The sequence below is a fragment of the Candidatus Accumulibacter vicinus genome, from assembly GCF_000584955.1.
GTDB classification, from domain to species: domain Bacteria; phylum Pseudomonadota; class Gammaproteobacteria; order Burkholderiales; family Rhodocyclaceae; genus Accumulibacter; species Accumulibacter vicinus.
In genome coordinates, this window is sequence record NZ_JDSS02000031.1 from 11,605 (window position 1) to 34,581 (window position 22,977).

Sequence of the window (22,977 nt, forward strand, 5' to 3'; positions counted from 1 at the left end):
GACTGTCGGGCGGAGTATCGGCGGCGGCCGCCAGACCGCCGGCCAGGCACAGGGTTGCGGCCCATGGCCAGACAGTTTTCTTCAGCATCTCTCTATCTCCTCGAGCAAATCGGTCGCCGCGGAGAGCAGATGCGCGCCACAGGACCGCAGCTCCTCTTTATACGCTTCAAGGGCTGAACGCAAGATGAACAGGCGGTTCAGCAACGGTTCAGCGACGGTCTGGCAAAGTGGCGCCGCATCGTACCAAAAGGAAACCCTCATGAACTCTTCGCAGGCCACCCTGCTGACCCTGGCGATCGCGCTGTCGCTCGCCGCGAGACCGGCCAGTGCTGCCGCACGTGACGAACTGCTGGCCGATTATGCCGTGACGGCGAAAAAGAACAACCCGGCGTTTGCCGGATTCTCGGCCGCCCGTGGCGGAGTCTTTCACCGCAAGTCTTTTGCCGGCGGCAAACCGGATACCCCGGCGTGCACGAGCTGCCACGCCGACGATCCGCGCGCGGCCGGCCGAACACCGGCCGGCAAGGCGATCGACGCCGTTGCCGTCTCGGTCAGCCCGACGCGCTACGTCGATCCGGCGAAAGTCGAGAAATGGTTCAGGCGCAACTGCCAGGACGTACTCGGCCGTGAATGCAGCGCGCAGGAAAAGGGCGACTGGTTGAGCTACATGCTCAGTCGCTGAGTGAACAAGCACCGCCTGCTCCGGGAGAAACCGATGACCATCCCCTATCGACCGATCGCCTTCGGCCTTTTCGCTCTGGCCTTTGCGGCGCTGCTCTTCGAGCGGGCGCAGGCGGGCGGCAGCCATTTCTTCCCACCGGTGTCGGATCCCGTGGTCAGGGAAGAATGCGGCAGTTGCCACCTCGCTTACGCGCCGTCGATGTTGCCGGCCAGGTCCTGGCAGCGCATGGCCGGCGACCTGAAGAACCATTTCGGCGACGACGCCAGCGTCGATACCGCGACCACCGCCCGGATCACCGACTATCTTGTCGCCAACGCGGCCGATACGGGCGGCCGGCGCCACGGCGGGAAGCTGCTGCGCGGCGTCCCGGCTGCTGACGCACCGCTCAGGATCACCGAATTGCCGCGCTGGGTGAAGGAACACCGCGAGGTTCCGGCGCGCGACTGGAAGGAAGCGCGCAGCAAGGCCAACTGCCTGGCCTGCCACCGCGGCGCCGAACGCGGTGACTACGATGATTGACCTGCCCGTCCGCCTGCTTGCCCGCTGTCCGGCCTGCGTACGATGAAAACGGGACTTGCCCTGTTTGTCTGCCTCGTCACGCTGGCCTGGGGCTGGGATGTGCTGTCCGTCGCCGCGCCGGCGGGCGCCACCGGCCCGTGGATCCTGCGCCAACAGGGCCTCTACCTCAGCGGGCTGCTTTCGATCGCCCTGATGTCGCTGGCGATGCTCCTGGCGACCCGGCCGGTGTGGCTTGAGGGGCCGCTCGGCGGCCTGGACCGGGTCTATCGCACGCACCAGTGGGCCGCCATCCTGGCTGGCGCCAGCGCCGTGCTGCACTGGTTCATCGAGCTGTCGAGCGACCTCCTGAAAGCGATCATCGGGCGCACCGGGCGCTGGCCGAAAGAGAACTACAGCGGCTGGCACGAAGGACTGCGCGACCTCGCCAAAGACCTCGGCGAGTGGGCCCTCTACGCTGTCCTGGCGATGCTGCTGCTCACCCTGTGGCAGCGCTTCCCCTATCGCTGGTGGCGAATCCTGCACCGTCTGATGCCGCTTCTCTACCTGACGCTGGCCTTCCACGCCGTGCTGCTGGCGCCCGCCGGCTATTGGCGGCAGCCGGTCGGCCTCTTGCTCGCACTGCTGATCGGCGGCGGCGTCTACGGCAGCGTATGCTCGCTGCGCGGACGCATCGGTCAGGCACGCCAGTTCGCGGGCGAGATTCTGGCCGTCACCCCGTCGGCGCCAGACGTTCTCGGCGTTCGCTGCCGCCTCGATCGGCGCTGGCCCGGACATCGACCCGGCCAGTTCGCCTTCGTCAGCTTCGCCGACCACGAGGGCCAGCATCCCTTCACGATCGCGGGCGCCGATCGGGGCGACCGCGAAGTCTCGTTCGCCATCAAGGCGCTTGGCGATTACACCAGTCGCCTGCGTGGGCAGCTCGCCGCCGGACAGCCGGTGACAGTCGAGGGCCCCTACGGACGCTTCGACTTTGCCCGCCGCAACGTCGACGCACAGCAGATCTGGATCGCCGCCGGCATCGGTGTGACGCCCTTTCTGGCCTGGCTCGAAGCGCTGCAGGCGCGGCCCGACGACGCCCCCGCCGCCGAGTTGCACTATTGCAGCCGCGACGCCGAAACCGACCCCTTCGTCACCCGCCTCAGGTCGCTCTGCTCGTCGCTGCCGACCATCCGTCTGCAATTGCACAGCGCTCGGCAAGGCCAGCAACTCGGCGCCGCGCAGCTGGTCGCCGGCAAGGACGACCGGCGGCCGGCCGAAGTCTGGTTCTGCGGCCCGCAGGGACTCGCCGACGCGCTGCGCGATGGCCTGCGCGCCGCCTGGCGCGGCCGGCTGTCTTTCCATCAGGAAGCCTTCGTTCTACGCTAGCGGCGGCCGTGGCAAGAGTCGTCGAGCGCCAGCAACCGCCTCTTCGCGAGGACCTGCGTAGTTACCTTTCAAAGCTCTTCTGGATATGCACTTTCCCAATAAGGTCGGGCACCGATCCGCTCGGCCAGGTAGTCAATCAGCACCCGTACCCGCTGTGGCACGTACCGATTGCCGGCGAGCAGGGCGTAGATGCCAAGCTCGGGCATCGGGTAATCGCGCAGAATCGGTTGCACCCACCCGGCCTCGATGGCTGCAGCGGTCAGAAAGCTGGGCTGCGCGGTGATGCCAAGACCACGAATCGCTGCGTCGAGCAGGGCATCGCCGTTGTTGGCGCGCATGCGGCCGCGTACCGGAAAGACTTCCGTCACCCCGTCCACCAGGAACGGCCAGCCCTCCTGCTGCGCAGGAAGATAGATCAGGCATTCGTGCTTCACCAGCTCGCGAGGATGTCTGGGCTCACCATGGCGACGCAGATACTCCGGCGAGGCAACCACCACCAGGTGGCTGCTGCCGATCCGCCGGCGGACATCGAGCGGTTCTAGGCGCCGGGTGATGCGGATCGCAAGATCCAGTCCTTCCTCGATGAGCTTGACGCGGCGGTCGGTGAAGTCGATTTCGGTGATCACCTCGGGGTAGGTGGCGCTGAAATCCATCAACAGCGGCGACAGGTGACGCAGACCGAAACTCAGCGGCACGCTGAGGCGAATCAGGCCGCGCGGTTCCTGGCGTTCGTCGGCCAGACCGCTCTCGGCAGCTTCGACGAGGTCGAGAATTTCCCGGCAAGACTCCAGATAAGTGCTGCCGGCCGAGGTCAGGGTCAGGCTGCGGGTGCTGCGGGCGATCAGTTTCACCCCGAGGTGGGCTTCCAGTGCCGCCACCTGACGCGTGATCACCGATCGGGCAACGTCCATCTGCCGTGCCACTGCAGCGAAACTGCCAATCTCGGCGACCCGCAGGTAAATTCGCATGCTGTCGAATCGGTCCATGGTCTCTCCACACGGTGTGATTTTGTTGCTAACATCACAACAAACAATTGCAGATTGTCCCCTATTTCATCCTCAATGGCTGCGCTACAGTTCGGCCATCGTAACCATTCGGAAATCGTCGAAGCCCTTGAATGGACAAGCTCATGACCGCCCTTCGCATCCTCCTCGCCACGCTGGCCGTGGCCGCCGCCGGAAACGCCGGCGCGGCCGAATATGGCCAGTTTCAGGCAGACAAAAGTTCGTTGACCTTCGTGTCGAAACAGATGGGCGTTCCCATCGACGGCCGCTTCAGGAAATTTGCCGTCAGCGTCGCCTTCGACCCGGCCCGGCCGACTGCCGCCAACGCCAGACTGGATCTCGATCTGGCGAGCATCGACGCCGGTTCGCAAGATGCCAACGACGAGGTCGTCGGCAAGTCCTGGTTCAATATCAAAGCATTTCCAACCGCCACATTCGTTTCCTCTGCGGTCCGCCCGCTCGGTGGCGACAAGTATGAGCTCACCGGTAAACTGACCATCAAGGGTAAAAGCCAGGATCTCAGTACGCCCTTTTCTTTCCGTCAGGACGGCGGCAACGGCGTCTTTGACGGCACTTTTGTCCTCAAGCGCCTCGACTTCGCGGTCGGCGACGGCGTCTGGTCAGACATCGGCACCGTCGCCAATGAAGTCCAGATCAGGTTTCACATCGTCGCTGCCCCGGCAGCAGTCCGCAAGTAAGTTCCCTCACCAGAAAGGAATCCTCCCATGAGAGCACAGATCAGCCTCGTCGCCCTTGCCACCCTGTTCGCTGCACCGACCTTCGCCGCCCCGGAGACCTATCTGGTCGACCCGAATCACACCTACCCGCGATTCGAGTACAATCATTTCGGCTACTCGAACCAGATCCAGCGCTTCAACAAGACTTCCGGCACCATCGTCTTCGACCGCGATGCCAGGACCGGTTCGGTAAACATCGCCATCGATGCCCGGTCGGTCGATACCGGTTATGCGCTGTTCAACGAGCATCTCCAGGGCGAAGACTTCTTCGACACCAGCCGATACCCGACCATCACTTACCAGTCCACCGCCGTCAGATTTGACGGTGACAAACCCGTGGCCGTCGAAGGGAATCTGACCATCAAGGGGATCACCAGGCCGGTGACGCTGACGCTGAGTTCCTTCCAGACGATGCCCCACCCGATCCTCAAGAAGGACGCGCTCGGTGCCAACGCCAGCGCCAGAATCAAGCGCTCCGAGTTCAACGCCGGCAAGTACGTCCCCAACGTCAGCGACGACGTCACCCTCAGCATCGCTGTCGAAGCGCTGAAGCAGTAGGCTGATCCGGAGCGGGATCCAATCCAAGCATCACGATAGCCTCTCCCCCCGAAGGAAACGCAATGCCAGCCCTGACTGCCGAAGCTCTCGATCAACTATTCGTCCACGCACGCACGCACAACGCGTTCGCGCCCGATCCGATCCCCGAAGCCACCCTGCACCGCCTGTACGACCTGATGAAGTGGGGACCGACCTCGATGAACTGCCAGCCGGCGCGGCTGGTTTTCGTCACCAGCCCGGAAGGCAAGGCCAGGCTCGCGCCGGCGCTTTCTCCCGGCAACCTCGACAAGACACTGGCCGCACCGGTGACGGTGATCATCGCTACCGACAGCCTTTTCCACGAGCATCTGCCGACGATGTTCCCGGCATACGACGCCAAGCCGATGTTCGAGCGCAATGCCGACCTTGCCGCCAGCACCGCTTTCCGCAACGGTACACTGCAGGGTGCCTACCTGATGATCGCCGCGCGTGCGCTGGGTCTGGATTGCGGCCCGATGTCCGGCTTCGACGCCGGCAAGCTCAATGCCGTGTTCTTTCCGGACGGGCGCTACCAAGCCAATTTCCTCTGCAACCTCGGCATCGGCGATCCCGCCGCCGTACATCCGCGCGGCCCGCGTCTGAGTTTCGAGGAAGCCTGCCGGATCGACTGACCACTGGAGGGCAGGCTTCGAACGGGGATCGAATCAGAGCGGGAGGCGTGCAGCGCCTACCGGCAGCGCCGCCAGACGCTGCATCTCGGTGGTGCTCAGAATGCCGGGGTCGGCAAGAAAGGCCTTCACGAAATCCGTGGCGTCGGCACCCCAGAACAGCTCGCCACCGACATCCAGAGTGGGCACGCCAAAGACTCCGCGGCCAATGGCATGTTCGGTTGCCATCTTCAGGGCATCCTTGATTTCCCGCCGCGACAGTTCCTCCGGATCGACTCCCAGCGAACGCGCCAGTGCAGTGACCTGCCGCGCGTCTGAAGGATCGGCGCCCGTGGTCCACAAGGCATCGAAAATCTTGCGCACGGCGTGTGCAGTGCCTCCGGCAGCCATCGCCAGGCGCAGGTAAGGAAGCGAATTGAAGGGATGCGCGGCCGGAAAGCAGAACGGAATGCCCAGCCGGGCCGCCCACCAGGTACAGGAACGATAGGTCCACGAGCGTTTGGGCGGGATCTCGGCAGGCCCCTTCTGCTCCCAGTGATTCAGCAAACCGGCGAAGAGTACCGGCCGGTAGGCAATCTCCAGATCCGACGGCAGTTCACCGAGACGGATCAGCCCGAGATAGGCGTAGGGCGAGATGAAATCGAAATACCAGTCAGCCTGCTGCATATCTCTTCTCTTGCCTCCAAAAAATCGCTGCCGGAACGGGTCGCCACACTTGTCCCTCGCTCCGTGTTATTACGGCTGCCAATCCTCGCAGGTCGGGTCAGCACCGCATCATCCGACATTCTTTCCCTCCGGCCGCCCTGTCGGGTTACAGCGGGCTGATCCGGCCTACGGACTATACTTCACGAGGGCGGCAAATTCCAGGGATGATGCATCAGTCCGCGCAAGCGCCCGCATCTGCCTGGGGGTCGAAACGAAATAAAATCCCCTGGCAAATCTTGCCGGTCTGTCGCAGCAAGCCCGGAATGAGCGACAATGATCAACCTGCATCAAGGCTGCTCACGACTCCCATGAAAATACTCTCGACCCTGATCCTCTGCATCACCCTGCTGTTTTCCGGCTGCTCACAACCGCCGAACTTCAAATCGACCGACATTTCCGGCGCCGACTGGGGCAAGGGCTTCACCTTGACCGACCCGCAGGGTCAGATACGTCGTCTGACCGATTTCCAGGGCAAGGCGGTCATCGTCTTCTTCGGTTACACGCAGTGCCCTGACGTCTGCCCGACGACGCTTTCATCGATGCGCGAGGTGCTGGGCCGTCTCGGCGACGCCGCCGGCCGCGTCCAGGTGATCTTCGTCACCCTCGACCCGGCGCGTGACACGGCGCAGGTATTGGCCGAATACGCCAGCGCGTTTCATCCGAGTTTCATTGGCCTGCGTGGCGACGAGACGACCACCGCGGCAGTCGCCAGGGATTTCAAGGTCTTCTATGCCCGGCACGCAGGCAGTTCACCCGGCAGCTACAGCATCGACCACTCCACGGGCAGCTATGTCTTTGATCCCCAGGGGCGGCTGCGGCTTCTCGTCAGCCACGGCGAAACGCCCGTCAACGTTGCTGCCGATCTGAAGCTGTTGCTGGCCGGCAAATGATCTTCCAGGAAACATGACATGTCACGCTTTCTCCTGTTCCTCGCCCTGTTCTCCTTTCAGGCTGCTGCCGCCACTCCCGGCGAAGCGATCAACCTCGACATCGGCACCCCGCCGGTGGTCATCGTCAAGCATAGTCTCGCACAGCGCGCATCGCGGCTGGTCCGCTTCTACGATGCCGGAATCATCGGGCTGGCTAATGATGGCATGGTCAAGATACGTGATGGCAGCCGTCTGACACTGACACAACGGCAGATCGCCGAGAAACTCATCGACAACGAGAACCCGGACCGCAATTCGCTGATCTACGCCATCGCCGAAGGGCACGGCGGCCAGGCCTACGAGCCCGCCGCCCGGGCGGCGCAGATCAGGCGCTGGAAGGAGCAGTTCCACTCCGGCTGGTGGATCGAGGATGCGCAAGGCCAGTGGAGCATCAAACCCTGACGTTGCCTCTCGCAAGCGACCCGGGCAACTGTGGCATCGGATCTTGTCGCAGTAAGACGCAGCCCCAAGACGAATGAACAATCAAGGAATCAGACATGAAAACCACACCCACCGCCTTAACGCTGGCGATGCTGCTCAATTGCTCGTCGCTGGCGGCACTCGCCGCCGATGTCGATATCAAGGATCCCTGGGTTCGCGGAACGGTCAGCGGCCAGCAGGCAACCGGCGCCTTCATGGCCATCACCAGCAAGTCAGGGGCAGTGCTGGTCGGTGCTGCCAGCCCGGCGGCCGGCAGCACCGAAATCCATGAAATGAAGATGGACGGTGGCATCATGAAAATGCGTGCCATCCCGCGCCTTGAGCTACCGGCCGGCAAACCAGTGCAGCTCGGACCCGGCGGTTACCATGTCATGCTGATCAACCTCAAACAGCCGCTCAAGAAGGGCGATACGGTACCGCTGACGCTGCAGGTCGAAGGCCTGGACAAGAAAGTCGAAGTCGTCGAAGTCAAGGCCGAAGTGCGCGACCTGACTGCAAGCACGCCGCCGGCCAGCGAACACAAACACTGAGCACCTCTGATCATCGCAGGTGCCGGGGAACAGCCATGACCGTTAAGCGAATTATTTCATTTCATGTAGAATCAAAGTTTGATTTTTTCGGGTAAGTCTCTCCATCATGTCGCGCAAGCATAGACCAGCGCTGTCGCGTCCCACGCCAGCGGGCACACCTGTATCGCCCGAAACACATGCCAGGCAGGTTCTCGACGCGGGCCTCTATCGTGAGGCGATCGAACTCTACAAAAACCTGCTCAAGCAAGAGCGTCGATCCGAATGGCTTGATGGCCTGGCGGCGAGCTACGCCGGTCGGGCCAAGGAGCTGGCGAGCAAGGGCATGCTGCAGGAGGCGCTGGTGGTCTGGCGCAACCGCTCCACTCTGTGCGGCAAATCGCTGGCCGAGGGCCCCTACCTCGACTGGTTGCTGCGTACCGGTGCACATGACGCGGCACTGCGCCTGCTGACACCGACAGGCGATGCGGCGGCGACCGTCGACGCCGACCTGGAAACCCGTCTGGCGGCGGTGGCGCTGACCGCACCCGACAGCGCCACCGCTCAGCTCGCCGCCGACAGTCCGCTGCGCCGTCATCGTGCGACCGCACAGGCGGCCATTGCCGCCTGCTGCCGGGGTGATCTGGCCGACCTGGACGAGCAATTGCGCGGCATTCCCTTTCGCTCTCCGTATCGTGATCTGCGCTTCATCCTCAAGGCACTGCTACTGGTCGGCAACGACCCCGCCCAGGCGGCCGGCCTGATCGCCCGCGTGACCGTCGACGGGCCTTTCGAGAGACTCGCGGCCGTTGTTCGTGCCGGCGTCCTGCCGGACAGGCGCTGGCTGCTGGCTCTGCTCGATCTCGACGAAGAGGGCCGGCATTTGCTTCTGGAAATCAAGGGTTGCCCGGAAAACCGGCGCTCGCTTCTGCTCGAAGTTGCCGAACTGGCGAGGGCTGGCGTACCCCCGACGCCGACCAGGGTCGTCGACCTCCTGCTGCGCCGCAGCCGCGGCCTGCCGGCAACGGCAGCCAGGCTTTGTCGCCGCCTGCTGCCTTACGCGGAAAAACGTCTGGCGGAGTACCAGAATGCTTTCGGTCCGCTGGGCGAAGCAGAGAGCGAGCGCATCCTGGCTCTCGCCGCCCAACGCCGGGGCGCAACCAATCACAGCGAATCGCACTGGTTGCGCGCTGTCCGCCTGTTTTCGACGGAGGAAGCGCCGCTGCAGGCGGCCTTGATCCTTCGTTATCTCTTTGATCTGATCGTCGGCGATCAGGACGCTTCGGACTATGATGACGAGTGCACCACCTGGCTCGAACGCAGCCTGGAACTCGACCCGGACGACCGTGCCACGCATTTGAAGCTGATCCGCCTGCATCGCCAGGGACAGAATCTGAAGGCAGCGCGTGCGTCTGTCGAAACGGCGCTGGCGCGCTTTGCCAATGATCCGGCAGTATTGCTCGAAGCCGTCGAAACGGCGCTGGCCGGCAATGCCTTCAAGAAAGCGGTGACGCTCGCCAAACGCCTGCTCGATCTCGATCCGATCAATTCGAAGGTGCGGGCGCTGATCGGTCGAGCGCACCTGTCGCATGCCCGCAAACAGATTCGGCTGCACCGACCGGAGGCGGCCGGCAAGGAACTCGACCTCGCCGACGAGTGGCTCGCTACCGCACACGAACGCAGCGTCAGCAAGCTGTTGCGCGGGCTGAGCGCCGCCGATGCGTCGGCGACCGTGCTGTTGCGGGAAGCCGTCGGCGAACTGGGAGGCAAGCTGCTCGCTGCCTGGCACGTTCTGCTCGAAAGCATCCGGGTCGGTAGCCAGCCAGCCGGAGAACTGCGCCGGGCAGCGCCTGACCTGTCGGGAATGCCCGTGCCTCGAGAAGTGCTGACCGTCATGCACGCCATCAACGCACTGGGCGAAAACGAGTCGAAGGCACTGCGGACCGTCCTCGACACCCTGCGGGCGCCGCTGAAACGTGCTGCTGCTGGCGATTTCAGTGAATCCGAACGGATCTCGATCTGCGAGACGCTGTTGAGCCGGGAAGAGCGGGTACTTCTGCAGGCCTACGCGGATGCCGGTTTGCGGCGCTGGCCCGAGCGGCCGCTTTTTGTCTATCTGGCGATTTTTGCCAAACACGGCAAAGGAGCGTTTTTCGCGATGTCGGAGCGCGAGCGACAGGCCCTGGAAGGTGCGCTGAAGAAGGCCCTGGAGGACGGCGACCAACGGACGGTGCTGCGGATCCGCGATCTGATGGGGCCGACAGGCTATTTCAGTGGCGAGGATTCGGACGACTCCGACGACGATGATGGCTTCGGCGATTTTGTAGACGATCTGCCTGCGAATCCACGGGATGTGTTCAATCTTTTGATTTCGATGGGTGGACACAACGAAGTGATCCGCATGGCCCGCGAGGTCCTCCCCGACAGCAAGTTTCGTCCGCTCGAGCGCGCTGCCGGCGGCAACCGGAAAAAGCTGGCCGAAATGCTGATCGAACTGCTGGTCGAAAGCCTTGCGAATCTCGATCTGTCTTCTCTCATCGCTCCCCCGTCGGGCGGACTGCCGAAGCCCCGCCCGCCCGCGCCAAAGCAACCCGTTCAGGACGATCGCCAGAAAGGGCTGTTCGATGATTGACCCCTACCGCGTTCTTGGCGTCGACCTGACGGCAAGTGACGAGACGATTCGTGCCGCTTACCTGGCAGCGATTCGTGAATCGCCCCCGGAACGTGACCGCGAGCGCTTCGAGAGCGTTCGCACGGCCTATGAGGCGATCTGCAACCATCGTCGGCGGCTGGCGCACGCGCTGTTCGACTGTTCCCTGCCAACCATCGATGATCTGTTGAGCGCCGTCAGCAGCGATTTTGTTCCGCAGCCACCAACCGAACGGCGGCTGCTGCGGTTATTGGGAGCGAAATGAACTCGCCGGCGATCGTCCTTGACCCCGAGGAAAGAGCGCGTCTGGTAGACGACTTCCGCGCCGCTCTCGAGCGTTCGGCCAGGCAGGGTGAGCCGGCGGATCGGCTGGATGACCAGGCCGCCGGTGACGCAGAGACCTCGGTCGACCTGGCCACCCTGCTCAGCGAGATGGCCGTTCTGAAGAGCGAATTGCGGCTGCAATCTCGCCAGTTCAAGAATACGCTTGATGAATTGCGGGCTTTTGGCAACGACCTGCGTCAACACGGCGAGCGCCTGCAGCGTGATCTCGAACGGGCGCGGGAGCAGGCGGCATCGATCCAGGGGCAGACCGAGCGGCAGTTTCTGCTTGCCCTGCTGGACCTGCGCGATCGCCTGCAAAGCGGTGTCGACGCCGCCGGAAGGCCACCGTCGTCGTTCCTGACGCGTCTGGTTCCCGGGCCGGCGCGTTTCGCGGCCAGCCTGGCGGAGGGCCAGCGGCTCACCCTGCAGCGCCTCGACGACCTGCTCGCCAGCCATCGGGTGCGGCCGCTGCCGGTGCTCGGCGAGATCCTCGATCCGCAACGAATGCGTGTGGTCGGCGTCGAAGCCGCCGGCAGTTCGTCAAGCGTTCCGGATGGCACCATCCTGCGCGAGGTCAAGCGCGGGTTTCTCCACAACGGCGAGCTGTTGCGTGTCGCCGAAGTCATTGTCAGCAAGAAAGCAACCAACACATGACGGAAATCATTGTCGGTATCGATCTCGGTACGACCAATTCAGAAGTGGCCATCGTCCGTCAAGGACGTGTCGAGGTCATTCCGGTGGCCCCTGGTGTACGCATTCTGCCCTCGCTGGTCGGTGTTGCCGACGACGGCAGCCTGCTGGTCGGCGAAGCAGCGCGCAACCAGTATGCGCTGCACCCCGAGCGCAGCGTACGTTCGATCAAGCGTCGCATGGGTGAGTTCACCCCGGTACAGATGGCCGGCAAGGATTACAGTCCGCAGGAAATCTCGGCGATGATCCTGCGCCGACTGCGGGACATCGCCGAGGCGCACCTGGGTCAGCCCGTGGGCAAGGCGGTGATTACCGTGCCCGCCTATTTCTCCGATGCGCAACGCCAGGCGACGCGCGAAGCCGGCGAAATCGCCGGCCTGGAGGTGGTACGCATCATCAACGAGCCGACGGCAGCGGCGCTGGCTTATGAAAGCTGCCACCACGGGGCGCGCAAGGCGCTGGTCTATGACCTCGGCGGTGGCACCTTCGATGTCTCGGTCGTCAACCTGGAGAGCGACGTCGTCGAAGTGCTGGCCAGTCACGGCAACAATCATCTGGGCGGCGACGATTTCGACCAGAAACTGATCGCCTTCGCGACCGATCATCTGCGCGAGCGGCACGACATCGATGTCGGACAGCATCCGCTGGCCATGGCTCGCCTGCAGCACGCCGCGGAAGCGGCCAAGATCATCCTTTCCAGCGAACCTTACGCCACGCTCTCGGAAGAGTACCTGCTCGAAAAGGACGGGGTGCCGATCCACCTGTCGGTCGAAGTCTCGCGCAACGAATACGAGGAGATGATCGAGCCGTATATCGCCGAGACCCTCGACGCCGTGCATATCGCCTTGAGTGGTGCCGGACTGACGGTCGCCGACATCAACGAAATCCTGCTCGTCGGTGGAGCGACGCGGACACCGCTCATCCAACGCCGCCTCGAGCAGGAACTCGGGATGCAGCCGCGCGCCGAGGTCGATCCCGATCTCTGTGTCGCGATGGGCGCCGCCATCCAGGCAGCCGTCATCGCCGGCGACCAGGCCCCGACGGTGCTCATCGATGTCACGCCCTACACCTTCGGTACCAGCGCCCTCGAGTATTTCAACGGTCAGATGTATCCCTTCTGCTTCGTGCCGCTGATTCGCAAGAACACGCCGATTCCGGTCTCAAAAAGCGAGGGCTTCTGCACCATTTTCGACGGTCAGAGCAAGGTCGATATTCACGTCTACCAGGGCGAGGACCCGGACGCACTGAACAACATCGAGATCGGGCGATTCACCATCGAGGGCTTGCGCGATGCGCCGGCCGGCAACCCGCTGGTGACAACCTTCTCTCTCGATGTCAACGGCATCCTGCAGGTGACCTCGCGCGAGAAGGAAACCGGCCTGGTGCATTCGATTACCATCGACAATGCCATCAGCCGCTTCACCGGCGACAAGCTGGCGGAAGCACGGGAACGCATCGATGGCTTGTTTGGCGGCCAGGAAGACGCCGTGCAGCCGTCGTCAGGCGCCACCAGCGCCGAAGCTTCTTCACCGACCGACGACGGCAGGCGCCTGCGCGTCGAAGCCGGCGCCCTGATCGAAAAGGCCGAGCGCCTGCTGGCCAAGGCGGGTACGGAAGATGCCGAGGATCTGGTGAATGGCATCGAAGCCGTCAAGGACCGGACCGATGGATCGGACACCGACCTGAAAGCGGCCATGGATGCGCTTGCCGACCTTCTGTACTACCTCGATGTCTGAACTGCTCGATCGCTGCCCGGCATGCCGGGCGCGCCTGGCCGAAGCAGCCGTCTGTCCGCGTTGTGGCTGCGATTTTTCGCTCGTCAGGCAGGCGATGGCGCAAGCGGCGCGCCTGCTCGAACAAGCGCTGTGTTCGCTTGCCATCGGCGACCGCGCAGCAGCCCGTCGCCAGATCGAGGCCTCGCTGGCCTTGCACCGGCGGCGACTGGCACAGGCCATCAGAAGCTTCCTCGACACGGCCGCTGACACCGAGCTGGCGGCCAGCGGACACGCGCAACCTCCGACCAGCATCCGGAAAGAAGATGCCTGTCTCCCCGCATAAAGCCCATCGCCACCTGAAATCGATTCCTTGCACGGCAAGGCTACCACTCGGGAACGAGGAACCAGCCACCATCAGCAGGAATACATGAGCAAGATCGAACAATTGCGGATCAGCGGCCAACTTCCCAGCCCGAAAGGGGTGGCGTTGGCGATCATGGAGATCAGTCGGCGCGAGGATGCGACCATTGATGAGGTGGCCCGGGTAGTTCAGGGCGATCCTGCGCTTTCCAGCCGCCTGTTGCGCCTCGCCAATGCTTCAGCGGGCGGTGTCCGGCCCCTGGTCTCGGTCAGGGAAACCGTGATGCGCCTGGGCATGACGACCGTCCGCCAGCTGGCCATGGGTTTCTCTCTGGTTGACCAGTATCTGCAGGGACAGTGCGCCGCCTTCGATTATCCGGCTTTCTGGTCCCACTCCCTGTTCATGGCGGTAGCCAGCCAGGAGTTAGGCAGGATGGTACGGGTTGCTTCCCCTGACGAACTGTTTGCCTGTGGTCTGTTGGCGCAGATCGGCTGTCTGGCGCTGGCTACCCTCCATCCCACCGACTACGCGGCCGTCCTGGCCGGGCAGAGCGATGGTGCGGTGCTCCTGGAGCTGGAGCGTAAGCATCTGGGAGCAGATCACACCGAATTCACGGCCGCCATCCTCGCCGATTGCGGCATACCCAAGGCCCTGGCCGAGCCGGTCTATTACCACGAGTTTCCGCAGACCTCCGGCTTCTCCGAAGGCTCCCGGCCTGACCAGTTGACCCATCTGTTCTTTCAGGCGCGACGAATGGCGGATCTCGGTCGCACACCCGAGACGGAGCGCCATGGCAACATCGTCGAGCTGATGCTGCTGGGTGGCAAGGTCGGTCTGGATGCGACGGCCATGGGCGAAGTATTCGACCGTGCAGTTCACCAGTGGCAAGAATGGGCCGATCTGTTGAAGGTGCCAGCCGCCCAGCTCCCTTCGTTTGGCGCCATGGCCAATGCCCCGGTTCCTCGCCCGGAGCAGGAATCAAGGACGGAGCACAGCCGCAAGCGGGTCTTGCTGGTAGAGGACGATCCCACGACGCTGATGATGACGGAGGGTTTGCTGAGCCACCTTCTCGGTTGCAGAGTCCACATCGCTGAAAATGGCGAGGATGGCCTGGCCCTGGCTCTGGAAGTCATGCCACAGATCGTCATCACCGACTGGCACATGCCGGTCATGGACGGGATCGAGCTCTGCCGCGCCATGCGTGCCACCGAATGGGGCCAGTCCATTTATGTGATCATGCTGACCGGCGAAGAGAACGAAAGCAAGATCATCGAGGCTTTCGAAGCCGGGGTCGACGATTATGTGACCAAACCGGTGAATGTGCGTGCCTTGAGCGCCCGAATGCGGGCGGCCCTGCATTACGTGAAGCTGCTCGAGGCCTGGGAGAACGACCGGGCACAGCTCAAGCAGTTCACGGCCGAGCTGGCGATCAGTAACCGGCGGCTCGAACATACCGCGATGACCGACCCGCTGACCGAGCTACCCAATCGGAGGGCCGGCATGGAGTTGCTGAAGCGCTTCTGGGGCGCCTCCCAGCGCACGGCCCAACCGGTGGCAGCACTCATGATCGATGTTGATCTCTTCAAATCCATCAATGACCGATACGGTCACGCGGTGGGTGATCGGGTCCTGCATCAGGTGGCCAAGGCCATCCAGTCTGCGGCCCGCAAGGACGATAGTGTCAGCCGGATCGGCGGGGAGGAGTTCCTGCTGATCTGTCACGACGCCGACCCCCGAGCGGCCCTGCTGGCTGCCGAGCGTCTGCGGCAGATGGTCAAGGCGATGCAGATCAACATCTCCGGTGTGGAAATCCGGACTTCGGTCAGCATCGGCGTGGCCAACCGGGAGAACGGCATGGACAATGAAGATGACCTGCTCCGGGCTGCAGACAAAGCCCTTTACGCCGCCAAGCAAGCCGGTCGGGACCGGGTCTGCCTGTCTGTCAACGGCAAGACTCTCTGCGCCGCCTGTGCCCACGGTCAACGCCAGGCGTGAAAGAGTCCGTCGAGATCATTGGCGATGCACGGCCGTCCAGTCGAGACCGAAGCGTGACAGGTATTTGCGCAGCCGGTCAGCGTCGTTGGCCGTTTTCTTGTCCTGGCGGGATACGGCGAAAAGCTGACGACCGGCGTCCGAAAGGCTGGCCGCTTGCCGGCAAACAGCGATCACGGTATTGAGCTGGCAGCGATCGAAGAGGTCGAGTTGCTCGGCCTGTTCGCCCAGAATGCAGGCGACCGCATCGACCGGCTGGCTGCCGCCCCAACTGTGGCCAAGCCGCTCGATCTCCTCGACGACCCGGGCCTCGGTGATCCGCCCCGCTTCGGCCAGAGTCGCCATGCGCGTGACCGACGCCGAGAGTTCACGGAAATTGCCGCGCCAGGCAGCATCCGCCGAGCTGGCAAAGGCCAGATAGCGGCGGCGGGCTTCGACGTTGAAGCGTACGAGCTGATCATGGTCACGCGCATAACGTTCCAGCTCGTAATCGAGATTGGGCTCGATATCCTCGCGCCGTTGTGCCAGGCCGGGCAGGTCGAAGGTCCACAGGTTGATGCGCGCATACAGGTCTTCGCGGAAATGCCCCTCGGCAACCCAATGGCGCAGGTCGCGATGCGTGCCGGCGATGAGCTGGAAGTCGCTCGTCACTTCCTTGTCGCCACCGAAGGGGAAGAAGCGCTTTTCCTCGATCGCCTTGAGCAGCATCGCCTGCTCGTCCAGCCCGAGTTCGCCGATCTCGTCAAGAAACAGCAATCCGCCATCGGCCGCGCGTAGGAGGCCGGGGCGTTCGTTCTGCGCCCCCGTGAAGGCTCCCTTGACGTGGCCGAAGAGGCTGGACATGGCCGAATCGCCGCGCAAGGTCGCGCAGTTCACCTCGATGAAACGTCCGGCCAGACGCTGTTTCTGTCGCTTGAGTTCATACACCCGGCGGGCGAGAAACGATTTGCCCGCACCGGTGGGGCCGATCAGCAGCATCGGCGACTTCGAGCGCCCCGCCACCCGTTCGATCTGCTCGATCATGCGGTTGAAATTGGCGTTGCGCGTGGCAATCCCGGATTTCAGGAAGCTCACCGTGTCGGCGCGCTCGCGCTGAAAGCGCTGCGCAATCTTGTTGTAGCGCGACAGGTCCAGATCGATGATCTCGTAGCTTCCGGCAGTATTCGCCACCGCCTTCTTGCGTGCCGGTGAGGTCTGCAGGAGTCGGGCCGGCAGATAGCGTGCTTCGGCCAGCAGGAACCAGCAGATCTGTGCGACATGGGTTCCGGTGGTGATGTGCAGCAGGTAATCCTCGTTCTCGGAGTCGAACGGGTAAGCGCGCGCGAAGTCGTGCAGCGTCGTGTACACCTCCTCGAAATCCCAGGGATCGCGCAGCTCGATCTCGACGCGGCAGACTTCGGTTTCGGGCGATACCGACTTGATGTCCGCCTGCACACCCTCGGCCAGCCCGCGGCTGCGCGCATCGTGCAGCAACTCCAGGCGATGTACGATCAGCTCCTCCTGCTGGCAGAGAGCGACCGTCGGCCGCCACTTCGCCCAGCGTGCGCTGCCCCTGCCGCCATAGTCGAGTTGCGTACCGAGAAAGCCGATGACGACGGTTCTCTTCATGTTGACTATCCTTCCGGATAAATAACGATTCCATATTCTAATAGATGCAGTTCATTCCTGTTTCGACGGAAGCCACAAATGCCCTGAAGATCTCGCCAGATCAATGGCTTGATTGCAATGCTGCGGCTTTCTCGAAGGTTGGCACGGATTTCGCTCTGAAAGCGTTGTCGCAACATCGCTGCAAGGCCCACGGGCAGGGGATCAAGACCCCGCCGGTGCGCAGAGACCGGATTCCGGTCTGTCGTTTCTGTGCATGCCGCCACAGCGGGAAGGCGATAACGGGCGATCTCGTCGGGAGCTCGTCGGGTTCGATTCCCGGGTCGCCCCCCATTGGATAGCTCAATCGGGTAGAGCAACTGACTCATCCTCAGTGTGTCGCGGGTTCGATTCCCGCTCCAAACTGTCTTTCCATGACAGCGTAAGGTAGCAGTACCCGTCGGTCGCGGGATGCGCAAGCCCCCGCTGCCGGTCCGGTCGGCGACTGTCCCGCACTGGCGGCACGGCGAACCGGCGAGAAAGCGGGCATGTCAGCTCTCCCCCACGTGCCTCGGCACAAAGGGTGGAGCACCGACTTTCCGCAAGTCGCCACTCGCTTCCCCGCGAGTGCCGGGCAATCGGCCCAGCGAACCGGCATTGACCGGCAACAGAACAACAGAAAAGGAGAATGAACATGTTGAAGCGTTTCGTCGTGTTGAAGAGTGAACGTGCGGCCTTGCTCAAGGACGGCGACTTCGAGCGCATCCTCAGCGCTGGTCGCCATTACTTCTTCGACCCCATGCACCGGCTCTCGGTCCAGACCTGGCAGCTCGACGCTCCCATGCTCGACCTCAAGCTGGTCGACTACCTGCTTCAGCACGCTCCACAGACCGTCGCAGAACATTTCGTCTGCATGGAACTGAGTGAAGACGAGGCGGGTTTGCGCTATGAGAACAAGATCCTGGTCGAAGTGCTGGCACCTGGGTCCCGCCGCGTTTTCTGGAAGGGCCTGGTCGAACAGCGACTGGAAAAAGTCGATCTGCAGCAGGGCTATGAAGTCGCACCGCAACTGGCAGCGCACTTCCTGCAGCCGAGCCTGCGGGCGCACGCAGTGAGCGGTCTGGCCGGCCTGCTGATCGCGCAGGTGCCTGCCTACCACGTCGGCGTTCTGCGCGTCGACGGCAAGGTGCAGCGACTGATGTCGCCCGGCGTCGGGGCATTCTGGCGCTTCAACCGCGAAGTGCTGGTCGAACTCGTCGATATGCGCCTGCAGAACATGGAAGTGTCGGGTCAGGAAATCCTGAGCAGCGACAAGGTCGGCTTGCGCCTCAACCTCGCGGCGACCTGGCGCTATACCGACGTGCTGCTGGCGCACGAAAAGCTGGCGAAACCGGTCGAACACCTGTATCGCGAACTGCAGTTCGGCTTGCGGGCCGCCGTGGGAACGCGATCGCTCGACGAGCTGCTGGAAAACAAGCAGATCATCGACGAAGCCGTCAGCGCGCACGTGGCGCGCAAACTGGACGGCTTCGGGATCGAAGTGAACAGCATTGGTGTCAAGGACATCGTCCTGCCCGGCGAGATGAAGATCATCCTTGCCAAAGTGGTCGAAGCCGGGAAGCTGGCCGAAGCCAATGTCATCCGTCGCCGTGAGGAAACCGCGGCAACGCGTTCGCTGCTCAATACCGCGAAGGTGATGGAAGGCAACCCGGTCGCGCTGCGTCTGAAGGAGCTGGAAACGCTCGAGCGTGTGGCGGAACGGATCGACCGCATTTCGGTGTTTGGCGGCCTCGATCAGGTGTTGAGCGGACTGGTGAACATCAAGGGCGCATGAGTCGCTCACCCTCTCCTGCGATGGCGGGAGAGGGTGAGCGGTGAAAACCCGCAAATGCGGTGATCAGAAAGTGCAGGTGAAATCATGAAAAGCGGAAAACAGCGCAAGCTGGAAATCAAGAGTGCCCGGTTACAGCGTGCGACGCGCATTCAGAACCACCCATCGCCACTGCCGGTTGACGTTTACTCTCCGGGCATCGTGTGGTGTGATGCGACCCGCCTGGCTCGCCGCATCAGCTACGGGGTGCCTGCGTTCATCGAGCGCGGTTACTACGTGGATATCGCCTTCCGGTGCAGGGATTGCGGCGCCGAGTGCGTCTGGACTGCGGCACAGCAGAAGTGGTGGTACGAAGTTGCCCAGGGCAATATTGAAACGCGCGCGGTACGATGCAGGCCTTGTCGTATCAAGGAACGCGAACGCAAGTCACAGGCCCGCCGTATGCAACAGGAAGGCCTGCAGAAGAAGCAGGCTACCGACCATCAGTAAAGAGAGAAGTAGAAATGGACTACCAACTCCTCGAAGTCGAAAACGGCAAACCGATCAAGATGTGGACGCAAGACGTTCCGGTGGAGGACGAAGCCCGCGAGCAGTTGATCAACACCGCCAGAATGCCTTTCATCTATCGGCATCTGGCGGTGATGCCGGATGTACACCTGGGCAAGGGCTCGACGATCGGCAGCGTCATCCCGACGCAGGGCGCGATCATCCCGGCTGCCGTCGGCGTCGATATCGGCTGCGGCATGATGGCCGCGTGCACCACGCTGCTGGCGAGCGATCTGCCGGACAATCTGCATGCACTGCGTACGGCCATCGAGCGCGCCGTGCCGCACGGGCGGACGGTCGGCCGGGGCCGGCGCGACGAAGGGTCGTGGGATACGCCACCCGAGACCGTCGATGCCATGTGGGCCGGTTTGCTGGAAGGCTTCACACGCATCACCGACCGGCACCCGTGTCTGAAGAATACCAACAACCGCAAGCATCTCGGCACGCTCGGTACGGGCAACCACTTCATCGAAGTCTGTCTCGACGAAGCGGATCGTGTCTGGTTCATGCTGCATTCCGGTTCACGCGGCGTCGGCAATGCCATCGGTAACCACTTCATCGGGCTGGCACAGAAGGACATGCAGCAGCACATCGCCAAGCTGCCGAATCGTGACCTCGCCTACTTCGCAGAGGGCAGCCAGCACTTCGATGATTACGTCGAAGCCGTCGGTTGGGCACAGGATTTTGCGCGGCGCAACCGTCTGCTGATGATGCAGAATGTGATTGCCGCTGCGCGTGGCGTAATCGCCCAACCGTTCAGCGCCAGCGTCGAAGCCGTAAACTGCCACCACAACTACGTCCAGCGCGAAACCCACTTCGGTGCCGAAGTCCTGGTCACCCGCAAGGGGGCCGTTTCGGCACAGAAAGGCGAGCTCGGCATCATTCCGGGTTCGATGGGCGCCAGAAGCTTCATCGTGCGCGGTCTGGGCAACGAGGAATCGTTTTGCTCCTGCAGTCACGGCGCCGGGCGAACAATGAGCCGGAACGAAGCCCGACGCCGCTTCACCGTTGCCGACCAGGAGCGCGCCACCGCCCACGTCGAGTGCCGGAAGGACGCCGATGTGATCGATGAAATTCCGATGGCCTACAAGGATATCGATGCGGTGATGCACGCGCAGCGCGAACTCGTGGAAGTGGTACATACGCTGCACCAGGTGGTGTGCGTCAAGGGCTGAAAGAATGAAGATGATTGAACTCGACGGATCGCACGGAGAAGGCGGCGGGCAGATTCTGCGTACCGCGCTGACCTTGTCGATGATTACCGGAATTCCGTTTCGCATCGAACGAATCCGCGCAAGACGCAGCAAGCCGGGCTTGTTGCGGCAGCATCTGACGGCGGTGAATGCTGCCGTGCAGATCTGCGGTGCACAGGTAGAGGGAGCAGGGCCGGGTTCACAGGCCTTGAGCTTCATCCCAGGCAAGATTCGTGGTGACGACTACCGCTTCGCCATCGGCACGGCCGGTAGCTGCACCCTGGTACTGCAGACCTTGTTGCCGGCGCTATGGTTCGCCGATGCACCGAGCACGCTGCGGATCAGCGGCGGAACCCACAATCCGGCGGCACCGCCGCTTGATTTTCTGAGCCGTAGCTGGCTGCCGCTGCTCTTGCGCATGGGTGTGGAGATGAAACTCGAGCTGCTGCGCCACGGCTTTTATCCGGCCGGCGGCGGTGAGCTATACGCCAGCGTACGTCCGGTCTCGGCCCTGCAGTCCTTCGAGTTGCTGGAGCGTGGCGAGTTGCGCGTAGCGCGGGCGACGGCCATCGTCGCGGGGGTGCCCGTTGGGGTGGCCAAACGCGAGCTGGCGGAACTGCACTTGCAGCTCGGCGGGGTGCTGGGGGAATTGCAGCAGGAAATGCGTGCCCTGTCTTCGCGCGAGGGGCCAGGGAATGCTTTACTGGTGGAACTGCAATACCGCGAAATCACCGAACTGTTCACCGCCTTTGGCGAAAAGGGTCTGCCGGCTGAAGTGGTGGCCAGCCGCGTGGCGAAGCTCGCCCGGCATTTCCATGACAGTACGGCAGCGGTGGGCGAGCATCTGGCAGATCAACTGGTCCTGCCGCTGGCACTCGCCGGTGCGGGAGCCTTCACCACGGTGAACGTGTCTTCGCATCTGCAGACCAATGTGGAAGTGATCGGCAAGTTCCTGCCGGTCGAGTTTTCGCTCACCCAAACGGCGGGCGTGCACAGAATTTCGCTGCTGTGAACCTTGCCGACGGGTGATACGGGAGCCACCGGCAACACTGGCGCAAGGGGCAACACCGGCGCAAGAGGGACGACAACCGGCGGTACTGTGGTAGTTGTCCCGGGCCGCTGAAGAAGCACACTTGCAGCATGGACCCGGCGCCTGTCCCTACGCCGACGGTCTGGCGCAGGGACAGGCGCCGGACTGCTCATCGGCCACCATGTGCAAGGGGGCGTTCGCATGCTTGACCGGTGCTCGCGCTGAGCGGCGCATAGATCGCGACTGAACGACTGGTGCCGGGGCTCCGCCGGCGCGTGCCTGCGCGGCGCTCAGTGGCCTCGGTACGCTGACGTACAGACGGCGGCGGTCGACACGACGGACCATTGCCGGACAATCAGAGGGTTCGGCAGATCGCCGGGCCGGGACTGGCGAAGGCTTCCCTTGCGCCCGCCCAGGGTTGATTTCTGGAGCAGATCATGAGCCATTCCCGATCAACGTTCGACATGCAGACGCCTGGACGGTCTTGCCGCCTTTCCCTTTACAGTGGCCTGCTGGCCCTCGTCATCGCTCTGCCGTGCGCGCCGCTACTGGCCGCTACGGCCGGCGACGTGACGCCGGCCAATACCACCAGCGCCCCGCAAGAACCGGGTGCCTGGATGAGCGGCGGCATTGGCGACGAAGCGCGCGAAGACATGCGCAAGGTTGCGGCAGCCTACAACGTACACGTCATGTTCAGCGAACAGCGTGGCAACTACCTGGCCGGCATACCGTTTACCGTTGCCCGACTGGCAAGGGGAAGCCGGCAGCAGATCTATGCGGCGGTCAGCGACGGGCCGCTGCTGTACCTGAAGCTGCCGCCGGGTTCTTATCAGATTGCTGCCGAGATTGACGGGGTGTGGCAGAGCCAGCAGGTCCAGGCCGGCGCGCCCGGAAGCTTGGCCAACGTGTCGTTTATGGCGAAGGCCAGGTGAATGCTTAGGCGAAAGTCGCGTATCCGACTCACATCT

24 protein-coding genes and 1 tRNA gene are annotated in these 22,977 nt (G+C 63.1%); 21 read left to right on the forward strand and 4 right to left on the reverse strand.

Annotated elements, in window-relative coordinates:
- Positions 1-81: 81 nt before the first annotated feature.
- Positions 82-261: a hypothetical protein gene (locus CAPSK01_RS14305; RefSeq protein ID WP_034928043.1), complete on the reverse strand. Its 180-nt coding sequence runs from the start codon at positions 259-261 to the stop codon at positions 82-84.
- Here CAPSK01_RS14305 and CAPSK01_RS14310 point away from each other — a divergent pair.
- From CAPSK01_RS14310 to CAPSK01_RS14320, 3 genes are read left to right on the forward strand one after another with little or no spacing between them, the layout of a single operon-like run.
- A complete protein-coding gene (locus tag CAPSK01_RS14310) occupies positions 260-682 on the forward strand; it encodes a DUF1924 domain-containing protein (protein WP_034928047.1) in 423 nt (140 codons plus the stop codon). The two genes, CAPSK01_RS14305 and CAPSK01_RS14310, sit on opposite strands and share 2 nt — an antisense overlap.
- Before the next feature lie 33 nt (positions 683-715).
- Positions 716-1,201, forward strand: a complete 486-nt coding sequence (locus CAPSK01_RS14315) for a diheme cytochrome c (RefSeq protein WP_034928311.1) — start codon at positions 716-718, stop codon at positions 1,199-1,201.
- 42 nt (positions 1,202-1,243) lie between these two features.
- Positions 1,244-2,566 (forward strand): ferric reductase-like transmembrane domain-containing protein, encoded by a 1,323-nt coding sequence (locus tag CAPSK01_RS14320; RefSeq protein ID WP_034928049.1) that lies wholly within the window; start codon positions 1,244-1,246, stop codon positions 2,564-2,566.
- A 68-nt stretch (positions 2,567-2,634) separates the two neighbouring features.
- Here the strand turns inward: CAPSK01_RS14320 and CAPSK01_RS14325 are convergent, their stop codons facing one another.
- Positions 2,635-3,552 (reverse strand): LysR family transcriptional regulator, encoded by a 918-nt coding sequence (locus CAPSK01_RS14325; RefSeq protein WP_034928052.1) that lies wholly within the window; start codon positions 3,550-3,552, stop codon positions 2,635-2,637.
- Positions 3,553-3,695: 143 nt separating this feature from the next.
- Between CAPSK01_RS14325 and CAPSK01_RS14330 the strand changes: the two genes are divergently transcribed.
- The 3 genes from CAPSK01_RS14330 (at position 3,696) to CAPSK01_RS14340 (ending at position 5,515) form a co-directional block, all read left to right on the forward strand.
- Positions 3,696-4,268 carry a YceI family protein gene (locus CAPSK01_RS14330; protein WP_034928314.1) on the forward strand — a complete coding sequence of 191 codons (573 nt, stop codon included), beginning with the start codon at positions 3,696-3,698 and terminating at the stop codon, positions 4,266-4,268.
- A gap of 27 nt (positions 4,269-4,295) precedes the next feature.
- Positions 4,296-4,865 (forward strand): YceI family protein, encoded by a 570-nt coding sequence (locus CAPSK01_RS14335; RefSeq protein ID WP_034928055.1) that lies wholly within the window; start codon positions 4,296-4,298, stop codon positions 4,863-4,865.
- Between the two features lie 62 nt (positions 4,866-4,927).
- Positions 4,928-5,515: a malonic semialdehyde reductase gene (locus tag CAPSK01_RS14340; RefSeq protein WP_034928056.1), complete on the forward strand. Its 588-nt coding sequence runs from the start codon at positions 4,928-4,930 to the stop codon at positions 5,513-5,515.
- Between the two features lie 33 nt (positions 5,516-5,548).
- On the opposite strand, the gene CAPSK01_RS14345 is transcribed toward CAPSK01_RS14340, so the two are convergent.
- Positions 5,549-6,178: a 2-hydroxychromene-2-carboxylate isomerase gene (locus CAPSK01_RS14345; protein ID WP_034928058.1), complete on the reverse strand. Its 630-nt coding sequence runs from the start codon at positions 6,176-6,178 to the stop codon at positions 5,549-5,551.
- 347 nt (positions 6,179-6,525) lie between these two features.
- Between CAPSK01_RS14345 and CAPSK01_RS14350 the strand changes: the two genes are divergently transcribed.
- The 9 genes from CAPSK01_RS14350 (at position 6,526) to CAPSK01_RS14390 (ending at position 15,828) form a co-directional block, all read left to right on the forward strand.
- The gene (locus CAPSK01_RS14350; protein ID WP_034928316.1) at positions 6,526-7,107 is read left to right on the forward strand and encodes an SCO family protein; all 582 of its coding nucleotides are present in this window, start codon (positions 6,526-6,528) and stop codon (positions 7,105-7,107) included.
- An 18-nt stretch (positions 7,108-7,125) separates the two neighbouring features.
- The gene (locus tag CAPSK01_RS14355; RefSeq protein ID WP_273703737.1) at positions 7,126-7,548 is read left to right on the forward strand and encodes a DUF1318 domain-containing protein; all 423 of its coding nucleotides are present in this window, start codon (positions 7,126-7,128) and stop codon (positions 7,546-7,548) included.
- A 95-nt stretch (positions 7,549-7,643) separates the two neighbouring features.
- Positions 7,644-8,117 carry a copper chaperone PCu(A)C gene (locus tag CAPSK01_RS14360; RefSeq protein WP_034928060.1) on the forward strand — a complete coding sequence of 158 codons (474 nt, stop codon included), beginning with the start codon at positions 7,644-7,646 and terminating at the stop codon, positions 8,115-8,117.
- A gap of 106 nt (positions 8,118-8,223) precedes the next feature.
- Positions 8,224-10,725, forward strand: a complete 2,502-nt coding sequence (locus CAPSK01_RS14365; RefSeq protein ID WP_034928062.1) for a hypothetical protein — start codon at positions 8,224-8,226, stop codon at positions 10,723-10,725.
- On the forward strand, positions 10,718-11,008 hold the full coding sequence (locus CAPSK01_RS14370) for a DnaJ domain-containing protein (RefSeq protein WP_034928064.1): 291 nt from the start codon (positions 10,718-10,720) through the stop codon (positions 11,006-11,008). The genes CAPSK01_RS14365 and CAPSK01_RS14370 overlap by 8 nt, the downstream gene beginning before the upstream one ends.
- Complete coding sequence (grpE, locus tag CAPSK01_RS14375; RefSeq protein ID WP_034928066.1) at positions 11,005-11,721, forward strand: nucleotide exchange factor GrpE; 717 nt, start codon at positions 11,005-11,007, stop codon at positions 11,719-11,721. The genes CAPSK01_RS14370 and grpE overlap by 4 nt, the downstream gene beginning before the upstream one ends.
- Positions 11,718-13,493, forward strand: coding sequence for an Hsp70 family protein (locus CAPSK01_RS14380; protein ID WP_034928069.1), 1,776 nt, complete (start codon positions 11,718-11,720; stop codon positions 13,491-13,493). Before grpE ends, CAPSK01_RS14380 begins: the two co-directional genes overlap by 4 nt.
- The gene (locus tag CAPSK01_RS14385; protein ID WP_034928072.1) at positions 13,486-13,815 is read left to right on the forward strand and encodes a hypothetical protein; all 330 of its coding nucleotides are present in this window, start codon (positions 13,486-13,488) and stop codon (positions 13,813-13,815) included. Before CAPSK01_RS14380 ends, CAPSK01_RS14385 begins: the two co-directional genes overlap by 8 nt.
- A gap of 84 nt (positions 13,816-13,899) precedes the next feature.
- The gene (locus CAPSK01_RS14390) at positions 13,900-15,828 is read left to right on the forward strand and encodes a diguanylate cyclase (protein WP_034928075.1); all 1,929 of its coding nucleotides are present in this window, start codon (positions 13,900-13,902) and stop codon (positions 15,826-15,828) included.
- Positions 15,829-15,843: 15 nt separating this feature from the next.
- On the opposite strand, the gene rtcR is transcribed toward CAPSK01_RS14390, so the two are convergent.
- A complete protein-coding gene (gene rtcR / locus CAPSK01_RS14395; protein ID WP_034928078.1) occupies positions 15,844-17,433 on the reverse strand; it encodes an RNA repair transcriptional activator RtcR in 1,590 nt (529 codons plus the stop codon).
- Between the two features lie 330 nt (positions 17,434-17,763).
- On the opposite strand from rtcR, the gene CAPSK01_RS14400 reads away from it, so the two are divergent.
- The 6 genes from CAPSK01_RS14400 to CAPSK01_RS14425 all read left to right on the forward strand — a co-directional run bounded on the left by CAPSK01_RS14400 (position 17,764) and on the right by CAPSK01_RS14425 (position 22,941).
- Positions 17,764-17,835: transfer RNA gene (locus tag CAPSK01_RS14400), tRNA-Met, on the forward strand.
- Positions 17,836-18,103: 268 nt separating this feature from the next.
- Positions 18,104-19,243: a slipin family protein gene (locus CAPSK01_RS14405; RefSeq protein WP_034928079.1), complete on the forward strand. Its 1,140-nt coding sequence runs from the start codon at positions 18,104-18,106 to the stop codon at positions 19,241-19,243.
- A gap of 84 nt (positions 19,244-19,327) precedes the next feature.
- On the forward strand, positions 19,328-19,729 hold the full coding sequence (locus tag CAPSK01_RS14410; protein ID WP_034928080.1) for a zinc-ribbon domain containing protein: 402 nt from the start codon (positions 19,328-19,330) through the stop codon (positions 19,727-19,729).
- Positions 19,730-19,743: 14 nt separating this feature from the next.
- On the forward strand, positions 19,744-20,961 hold the full coding sequence (locus tag CAPSK01_RS14415) for an RtcB family protein (protein WP_034928082.1): 1,218 nt from the start codon (positions 19,744-19,746) through the stop codon (positions 20,959-20,961).
- 10 nt (positions 20,962-20,971) lie between these two features.
- Positions 20,972-21,991: an RNA 3'-terminal phosphate cyclase gene (gene rtcA / locus CAPSK01_RS14420; protein WP_273703769.1), complete on the forward strand. Its 1,020-nt coding sequence runs from the start codon at positions 20,972-20,974 to the stop codon at positions 21,989-21,991.
- Between the two features lie 455 nt (positions 21,992-22,446).
- On the forward strand, positions 22,447-22,941 hold the full coding sequence (locus tag CAPSK01_RS14425) for a hypothetical protein (RefSeq protein ID WP_273703738.1): 495 nt from the start codon (positions 22,447-22,449) through the stop codon (positions 22,939-22,941).
- Positions 22,942-22,977 lie beyond the last annotated feature (36 nt).